At 73.9% G+C, this 9844-nt stretch carries 2 protein-coding genes; both read right to left on the reverse strand.

Annotated elements, in window-relative coordinates; all coding sequences use genetic code 11:
- The coding region (locus E6U81_RS39065) for a non-ribosomal peptide synthetase (protein ID WP_136234735.1) at nucleotides 1–4699 on the reverse strand (4699 nt) is incomplete at its 3' end.
- A partial coding sequence (locus tag E6U81_RS39070; protein WP_136234736.1) for a non-ribosomal peptide synthetase occupies nucleotides 4696–9844 on the reverse strand: 5149 nt, incomplete at its 5' end. The genes E6U81_RS39065 and E6U81_RS39070, both read right to left, overlap by 4 nt.

Here is a 9844-nt window from a genome sequence, read left to right on the forward strand (position 1 = left end):
CGGGTTCGCACAGCATCGCGACGCGTGATCCGGGACGGACCCCGGCCGCGACCAGTCGGCGGCTCAGGGCCGAAGCGAGAGCGACCAGCTCACCGTACGAAACAGAACCCTGCGGATCCTGCACCGCGAGCTTGTCCGGCTGCTCGGAGGCGTGCAGCCGCACCCGCTCCACCACCCCGCAGTACGCCTCCTCGACCGCCGTCGCAGCCCAGCCCGCCCGCACCGCCGCGGCCTCGGCGGGCAGGAGCACCCCGGTCTCGCGCACCGGCCGATCGGGCATCGCCACGAGGGCGCCGAGCAGATGCGTGAGCCGCTCGGTGAAGGACCGTGCCGTCGCTTCGTCGAACAGATCGGTGCTGTACTCCAGGACCGCTTCGATCCCGTCGGCGGCCCCTTCCCCCGTACGCCGTTCGAAGAGCTCGAAGGCCAGGTCGGCCTTGGCGGTCCCCGTGCCGATCAGCAGCGGCTCCGACTCCAGGCCCGCCAGCCGCACGGCGGAATCCGGCGTGTTGTGCAGCGTGAGCATGGTCTGGAACAGCGGGTGCCGGGACAGCGACCGGCTGGGTGCGAGGGCGTCGACCAGGGCTTCGAAGGGCAGGTCCTGGTGTGCGTAGGCGGCCAGGTCCGTGGCGCGTACGCGGTCCAGCAGCTCCCGGAAGGTCGGGTCGCCGGACAGGTCCGTGCGCAGCACCAGGGTGTTGACGAACAGGCCGACGAGTCCGTCGAGCGCCGGGTCCGTGCGTCCCGCGACGGGCGTTCCGAGCGGGATGTCCTCGCCCGCGCCCAGCTTGGACAGCAGGGCGGCGAGCGCGGCCTGCAGCACCATGAAGGTACTCACCCCCTGGGCCCGGGCCAGGTCGCCGACCGCCGCGTGCAGGGCGGCGTCGATACGGAAGCCGACCTGCCCGCCCTGGTGCGTGGGGGCTGCGGGCCGCGGCCGGTCGGCCGGCAGCTCCAGCTCGTCGGGAAGGCCGTTCAGTGCCTCGCGCCAGTAGGCGAGCTGCTCGTCCGACACGGCGGTGAGGAGCTCGCGCTGCCACAGCGTGTAGTCCGCGTACTGCACCGGCAGCGGCGTCCACACCGGCGCCCCGCCCGCGCGGCGCGCCTCGTAGGCCTGCGCGAGATCGGCGCCCAGCGGGCCCACCGACCAGCCGTCGGCCGCGATGTGGTGCACCACGAGCAGCAGCACGTGCTCCTCGTCCGAGTGCCGGAACAGCTCCGCCCGCAAAGGCAGTTCGGAAGCCAGGTCGAAGCCGCGCCTCGCCGCCGCCCGCACCGCGTCCCCGCCCGGCGCGGAGACCGGCAGGTCGACCCGCACCGACTCGGCGTCCACGATCTCCTGGCGGGCACGCCCGTCCGTGTCCGGGTAGCGGGTGCGCAGCGCCTCATGGCGTACGACCACGTCCCGCACCGCCGCACGCAGCGCGGCCACGTCGAGGGCTCCCCTCAGGCGGACGGCGACCGGGATGTTGTACGCGGGACTGCCCGCCTCCAGCTGCGCGAGGAACCAGAGCCGCTGCTGGGCCGGGGAGAGGGGAAGCACGTCCGGGCGCACGGCCGGCGCCGGAGCGGGCCGGGCCTCCCCGGCGTCCGCGACGCGGGCCGCGAGGCCGGCCGGGGTCGGTGCGTCGAAGACCGCGCGGACCGGCAGATCGGCGCCGAGCGCCGTCCTGATCCGGCCGGTGAGCCGGGTGGCGAGCAGCGAGTGGCCGCCGAGTTCGAAGAACGAGTCGTCCGGACCCACGGGCGCGGGCAGCCCGAGCACCTCGCCGAACACCTCGCACAGCAGCTGCTCCTGAGGCGTGCGCGGTGCACGGGCCGCGGTGCGCGCACCCTGGGCTGGCGCGGGCAGCAGCTTGCGGTCGATCTTGCCGTTCGCGGTGAGCGGCAGCGCGTCCATCGCCACGTACAGGGCGGGCACCATGTGCGCGGGCAGGCTCTCGGCCAGGTGCGCGCGCAGTGCCCCGGGAGCGGCCGTACCGACCGTGTAGGCCACCAGCTGCGCACCGCCCGGCAGGTCCTCGCGCGCCACGACCGTCGCCTGGGACACCCCGGGGTGGGCCGCGAGCGCCGACTCGATCTCGCCGAGCTCGATCCTGAAGCCACGGATCTTGACCTGGTGGTCGGCCCGTCCGATGTACTCGATCTGCCCGTCGGCGCCCCAGCGCACGACGTCCCCGGTCCGGTACATCCGGCTGCCCCGCGGACCGAACGGGTCCGGCACGAAACGGGTCGCGGTCAGCGCGGGCCGCCCGTGGTAGCCGCGCGCCACACCGTCACCGGCGATGTAGAGCTCGCCGACGGCACTTGCCGGAGCAGGCCTCAGCGCGTCGTCGAGGACGTACACCTGGGTGTTGGCGATGGGCCGGCCGATCGGCGGCACACCCCCGCGCTCGCCGTCCAGGGCGGCCGCGGTCGACCAGATGGTCGTCTCGGTGGGCCCGTAGACGTTGGTGACCTCACGGCACGCGGCGCGCAGCGCGTCGGCGAGCGGTTCGCCGACGGCCTCGCCGCCGATCAGGACACGCAGCGCGGCGAGGCTCTCCGGGTGCTCGGTGACCAGGGCGTGCCACAGGGTCGGGGTGGCCTGCATGACGGTGGCGTCGCTGCCGGTGATCAGGGCGGCGAGCGCGGACGGGTCGCGTACGGTGTCGCGCTCGGCGAGGACCAGTTCGGCGCCGGTGAGCAGCGGAACGAAGATCTCCAGATTGGAGATGTCGAAGCCGAAGGTGGTGACCGACAGGAAGCGGTCCCCGCCCTCGATGCGGAACCGGTCGGCCATGTCGTGCAGGAGGTTGATCAGGGCGCCCTGGGGGACGACCACGCCCTTGGGCCGGCCCGTCGAGCCGGAGGTGTAGATCGTGTAGGCGGTCTCCAGCGGATCCGGGTCCGCGGTGCCCACCGGCCCGGTCGGCCGGTCCGCGAGCAGCGGAGCCGCCGTGTCCAGGGTCAGGTGGGCGCGCTCGGTGACGGCGGGCAGCGCGGCCGCGACGCCGGTCGTCGTGAGCACGAGGGCGGGCGCCGCGTCGTCGAGCATGTAGCCGATGCGGTCGGCCGGGTAGTCGGGGTCGAGCGGCAGGTAGCCGGCGCCCGCCTTGACGACGGCGAGCGTCGCGACGATCAGGTCCGTCGAACGCGGCAGCGCGAGGGCCACCAGTGCTCCCGGCCCCGCACCCCGCGCCACCAGCTCGTGGGCGAGCCGGTCGGCGCGAGCGTGCAGATCCGTGTAGCTCAGCCGCTCGGCCCCGCAGCGCAGCGCGGGCGCGTCCGGGGCGGCGGTGGCGCGCGCCGCCAGCTGCTCGCGCAGGGCGTGGCGCGGGTAGGAGCGGGCGGTGTCGTTGTACGAGACGAGCAGCGTCGCCCGCTCCTGCGCACCGAGCAGCTCCAGCTGGGAGAGCGGCAGGTCGGCCGTGTCGGGGAGCGTCGCGAGGAGCCGCAGCACCCGCCCGGACAGCGCCGCGGCCTCCTCGGCGGTGACGAGGTCGGGCGCGTGGTCGAGCCGCAGCGTCAGCTCGTCACCGGGCAGCACGAGCAGCGACAGCGGATAGTGGGTGGCGTCGCGGCCCTTGATGCCCGTGACCGTGAGACCGGGTACGGCCGTGCGCAGGGCGTCCGGGTCCAGCGGATAGTTCTCGAAGATCATGACGGTGTCGAACAGCTCACCGTGGCCCGCGTCCTGCTGGATGCGGGAGAGGCCCAGATGCTGGTGCGGCAGCAGCGCGGTGTGCTGCTCCTGGGCCGACTCCACGACCTCCGCGAGGGTGCGCGCGGCGGGTGTGCGCAGACGTACGGGAAGCGTGTTGATGAACAGGCCGACCATCGACTCGACGCCCGGCAGTTCCGGCGGACGCCCCGACGTGGTGGTGCCGAACACCAGGTCGTCCCGGCCGGTCAGGGCCCCGAGGACGACGGCCCAGACACCCTGCAGCACGCTGGACAGGGTGACGCCCCGCGCGCGTGCCCACTCGGTCAGGCGCGCCGTCGACGCGGCGTCGAGGCGGGCGACGTGCTGCTCGGGCAGTACCGGTGCACGGCCGGGCGGCGCCGGTGCGAGCCGGGTCGGCTCCTCCAGGCCGGCGAGCAGCTCCCGGTAGGCCGCCGCCGCGGCCTGCTCGTCCTGGCCGTTCAGCCAGGAAAGGTAGCTCTTGTACGAAGTGACGGCGGGCAGCACGGAGGCGTCGCCGCCGGCGGTATAGGCGGTGAAGAGCTCCGAGAGCAGCAGCGGCATCGACCAGCCGTCGAGCAGGATGTGGTGGCAGGTGACGAGGAGCCGGTGGCGGTCCGTACCCGTGGTGATCAGGGTGAAGCGGATCAGCGGCGGCCGGCCCACGTCGAACGGCTCGGTGCGGTCCCGGTCGGTCAGCGCCTCCAGATCGCCCGCTTCCCGCACCTCCCTCCAGGGAACGGGAACTTCGCGCGGTATCAGCTGGACCGGCTGCCCGTTCTTGCGGTAGCGGAAGCCCGCCCGCAGATTCGGGTGCCGGGCCAGGACGCCGGCCGCGGCGGCCTTGAGCGCGCCGCGGTCCAGCGGTCCCTCGAGGTCGAGGACGAGCTGCACCGCGTACACGTCGAGTTCCTGCCGGTCGTACACGGCGTGGAAGAGCAGGCCCTCCTGCAGTGGCGTCAGCGGCAGTACGTCGCTCAGGCCGCCCGCCGGACGTGGCCCCTTCGGTGCCTTACCAGGTGCGGTCGTGCTCATCCTTCGTTCCCCCACTCGTGTGCGAATTCGTTCTCGAACTCGTCGATCTCGCCCTGGTCGAGTCCCTCGACGAGCTCCAGGTCCGAGGGCGTGAAGCCACCGGACTCGGGCCGTGCGGCATGCCCGGCCAGCGCCTTCAGTGCCCTGAACCAGCCGTGGGCGATCGCCTCGGCGTCGGCGTCGGCGACCGTGCGGCCCGCCCATGCCCACTCGGCGACCAGGCGGGGGCCGTCGGGCAGGTCCTCGGTGCGTGCGTTGACCCCGAGTGCGTGCGGCAGCGGCATCTGCGGATCGGTGCCGGCCGCGACGTCCAGGGACTCGGGCGCGACCTGCCAGTCGCCCGGCTCCGAAAGCGCCATCCGGCCCAGGTAGTTGAACCCGAGCTGCGGAGCCGCGTACGCGCCGAGCAGGGCCGCCGAGCCGGCGTCGAGCCGGCTCAGCAGACCGTGGCCGATGCCGTGGTCCGGCACCCGGCGCAGCTGCTCCTTGACCTCCTTGAGCGCCTGGCCGAGCGCGGGCCCGCCCGCCCACACCTCGTCCCAGTCGCACAGGCCCACATCGAGGCGTACCGGGTGCGTGCTGGTGAACCAGCCCACCGTGCGGGCCAGATCGACGCCGGGCACGACGGGCTCGCGCCCGTGCCCTTCGAGGTCGACGAGCACGTCCTGCGGCTCACCGCGCCCGCGTCGCCAGTCGGCGACGCTGAGTGCGAGCGCGGCCAGGAGCACGTCGTTGATCTCGGCGTGGAAGGCGGCCGGCACGGTGGTGAGCAGTTCGGCCGTGTACGCGGCGGGCAGTTCGAGCCGCAACCGGTGGGCGGTGGCCGCGGTGTCCTGCCCGGGGTCGAGCGGCCGCGAGCCGAGCGGCGGGTCGCCGCCGTCCGACATCTCCTGCCACAGGGGCAGTTCGGCCCGGCGTTCCTCCCGCCGCGCCTCGTCGTGCAGCAGGAGCGCCCACTGCCGGAAGGAGGTGCCGACCGGCGCCAGTGGCCGGTCCGGGTGCTCGTAGGCCTGGGCCAGATCGGGCAGCAGGATGCGCCAGGAGACGCCGTCCACCACCAGGTGGTGCAGCGTGAGCAGCAGCCTGCCGGGCCGCCCGGCACCGGCATCGAGCCACACCGCCCGCAGCACGTCGCCCTTGGCGGGCGCCAGTTCCCGCCGGGCGGCGGCGGCTTCCCGGCGGACGAGGGAAGCCAGCTCGCCGGAGTCGGCCGCGACCCTGCGCAACACGTCCTCGGCCCGTACCGCCCCGGCTTCCCGGATGACGTCGCCGCGTCGGCGCAGGACGTCGTGATGGTCGAGCAGCGTCTGCAGCGCGGCCGCGATCCGTTCGTACGAGGCCCCTGCGGGCGTCCGGACCACGGCAGCCTGGTGGAAGCCGTCGGTCGGCCCGGGGATCGCGTCGAACCAGGCGGTGATCGGCGTGGCCGGCACCGGTCCGGTGCCGTCCCCGACCCCCACCGTCGCGGTGCGCCCGGCAGCCTGGGCGGCGAGTGCGAGGCCCTGGGGAGTGCGGTGCACGAACACGTCCTGCGCGGTGATCGCGAGGCCCGCTTCCCGTGCCTTGCCGACCAGCTGGATCGAGCTGATGCTGTCGCCGCCGAGGTCGAAGAAGCTCGCGTCGGCGCCTGCCGACTCAAGCCCGAGCACCTCCGCGAACGCCCGGCACAGCGCCGCCTCCCGCTCGTTCGCGGCGGCCGGACCCGCAGCGGCAGGCGTGTAGTCGGGCGCGGGCAGGGCCCGGCGGTCCAGTTTGCCGTTGCCGGTGAGCGGCAGGACGTCGAGGACGACGACGGCGCTCGGCACCATGTGCTCGGGCAGTTCGGCGGCGAGGCGCGCGCGGATCTCCCTGACGTCCACGGGGGCACCCGGGGCGACGACGTACGCGACGAGGCGTTTGTCGCCGGGCCGGTCCTCACGGACGATCACCGCGGCCCGCGCGATGTCGTCCCGCGCGAGCAGGACGCCCTCGATCTCGCCCGGCTCGATGCGGAAGCCGCGCAACTTCACCTGGTCGTCGACGCGCCCCACGTAGTCGAGGCTGCCGTCGGCGTTCCAGCGCACCAGGTCACCCGAGCGGTACATCCGGCCGCCCGGCGTGGTGGTGTACGGGTCGGCGACGAAGCGGTTCGCGGTCAGCTCGGGCCGCCGCAGATAGCCGCGGGCCAGCTGGTCGCCGCCGATGTACAGCTCGCCGATCACGCCCGGCGCCACCGGCCGCAGCCGCGCGTCCAGGACGTACAGCCGCGTGTTGTGCAGAGGGAACCCGATGGGGGGCTTGACGGCACCGGACAGCGGTTCGCTGATGCTCGCGCACACGGTGGCCTCGGTCGGCCCGTACGCGTTGCGCATCACGCGCCCGCGGGAGAACCGCTCCACCAGCTCCGGCGGACAGGCCTCGCCCGCCACGACCAGCTGCACGCCCACGGGCATCGGCCGGTCGGCCGGCCACGCGGACAGGACCGTCGGCGGCAGGCAGACCATGGTGGTGCCGGTGCGCTCCACGAGCTCGGCGAGGGGCGCGCCCGGGCCGCGCTCCTCGGCCGTCGAAAGGATCATCGTCGCGCCCGAGAGCAGCCCGATGGCGAGCTCCCATGTCGCGGCGTCGAAGCTGTACGAGGCGAACTGCAGCCAGCGCGTGCCGGGTCCGATGTCCATGCGCGGGCCCTGGTCGGCCACCATCACGGCGACCGTGCGGTGCTCCACGACGACGCCCTTGGGACGTCCGGTGGAGCCGGAGGTGTAGATGACGTACGCGGGGTCACGTACGGTCAGCGGCCGCGTCCGGTCGGCGTCTGCCAGCGCGCGGGCGGGCCGGGCCGCGACCGCGGCGCGTACGTCCGCATCGTCGAGCAGCAGCCGGCTCACGTCCGAGGTGCCCAGGCCCGCTGATTCGACGCCCATCGTCAGGGCGAGCGCGGGCCGGGCGTCATCGAGCATGTACGCGATGCGGTCCTGCGGATAGGCGGCGTCGATCGGCAGATAGGCGGCCCCCGCCTTGAGCACGGCGAGCAGCGCGACGACCATCTCCGGCGAGCGCGGCAGCAGCAGCGCCACCAGGTCGCCGGGCCCGATGCCGCGGGCGGCCAGCTCATGGGCCAGCCGGTTCGCGCGGACGTCCAGCTCGGCGAACGACAGGACCTGCTCGCCGAACTCCAGGGCCGGCTGCCCGGGCTGCGCGGCCGCCCTGGCCGCATACAGCTCGTGCACCGGAGCCACCTCGACGTCCTGCACGGGCCCCGCCCAGTCGCCGAGTACGCGCTCCCGCTCGGCCGGCAGCAGGGCGTCGACACGGCCGATCGGGAGGTCGGGGTCACTGGTCAGCACGCCGATGAGATGGGCGAACCGATCCGCGATCGACCGTGCCGTCGCCTCGTCGAACAGATCGGTGCTGTACTCCAGGACCGCGTCGATGCCGTCCGGTGCCCCGTCGGGTCCGTGCCGCTCCGTCAGCTCGAAGGCCAGGTCCAGCTTGGCGGTGCCGCTGCGGACCGGGACGGCCTCGACGCGCAGACCGGGCAGGGCGAGGTCGGCGGAGGCGTTGTTCTGCAGCACCAGCATGGTCTGGAACAGCGGGTGCCGGGACAGCGACCGGCTGGGTGCGAGGGCGTCGACCAGGGCTTCGAAGGGCAGGTCCTGGTGTGCGTAGGCGGCCAGGTCCGTGGCGCGTACGCGGTCCAGCAGCTCCCGGAAGGTCGGGTCGCCGGACAGGTCCGTGCGCAGCACCAGGGTGTTGACGAAGAAGCCGACGAGGTCGTCGAGCGCCGGATCGGTACGTCCCGCGACGGGCGTTCCGAGCGGGATGTCCTCGCCCGCGCCGAGACTCGACAGGAGCGTGGCGAGCGCGGCCTGCAGCACCATGAAGGTGCTCGCACCCTGGGTGCGCGCCAGCGCGGTGACCGCCGCGTGCCGCCCGCCGTCGACACGGAACCCGACCGTGCCGCCGCGGTGGCTGGGCACGGTGGGCCGCGGACGGTCGGCCGGCAGCTCCAGTTCCTCCGGGATGCCGGCCAGCGCCGTGTTCCAGTGGGCGAGCTGCTCGTCCGACACGGTGTCGAGGAGTTCGCGCTGCCACAGCGTGTAGTCCGCGTACTGGACGGGCAGTGGCGCCCAGTCGGGAGCCGACCCCTCCCGCCGCAGCGCGTAGGCCTCGGTGAGCTCGCGGGCCAGCGGGGCGACGGACCAGCCGTCGGAGGCGATGTGGTGCAGGACGAGGAGCAGGACGTGCTCGTCGTCGGACAGCCGGAACAGCTCCGTACGCAGCGGGAGTCCGCCTCCCAGCTCGAAGCCGCGGGCGGCCGAGGCGGCCAGGACCCCGGGCAGCGCGTCGGGGGTGGTCCCGGTGACGGGCAGGGCCAGGTGCGCCTCGGCCGGGGGGATGATCCGCTGCCGCGGCCGGCCGCCGTTGTCGGGGAAGACGGTGCGCAGGCTTTCGTGGCGGGCCACGACATCGCTCAGCGCCGCGCCCAGTGCGGCGACGTCCAGGGTGCCGGTCAGGCGCACGGCGAACGGCAGGTGATAGGTCGCCGAACCGCTCTCCAGCTGGTTCAGGAACCACAGCCGCTGCTGTGCGGGGGAGAGCGGCAGCTCGGCGGGGCGCTCGGCGGCCCGGGCCAGAGCGGGCCGCACGGGGGCCTCGGCGTCGTCCAGGCGGGCGGCGAGTTCGGCGACCGTCGGCGCCTGGAAGAGCGTACGGATGGCGACCTCGGCGCCCAGCCGGGCCCGGATCCGGGACGCGACCTTGGTGGCGAGCAGCGAGTGGCCGCCGAGGTCGAAGAAACTGTCCTCGATGCCGACGACCGGCAGCCCGAGGACCTCCGCGAAGATCTCGCAGAGTGCCACCTCGCGGGGATTGCGCCCGGGGAGCTGTCCGGATACGGCAGCCGAGGGGTCGGGTGCGGGGAGGGCCTTGCGGTCGATCTTTCCGTTGGGGGTGAGGGGGAGTGCGTCCAGGGTGAGGAACGCGCTGGGGAGCATGTAGTGCGGGAGGATGCCGCCGAGCGAGGCCTTGGGGTCGTTGGTGGTGCCGATGAGGTAGGCGACGAGGCGTCCGTGGTGGACGGCTGCGGCGGCGTCGGTGATGCCGGGGAGTCGGCGGAGTGCGGTTTCGATTTCGCCGAGTTCGATGCGGTGGCCGCGGATCTTG

This window comes from Streptomyces sp. A0592 (genome assembly GCF_004795115.1).
GTDB lineage: Bacteria > Actinomycetota > Actinomycetes > Streptomycetales > Streptomycetaceae > Streptomyces > Streptomyces erythrochromogenes.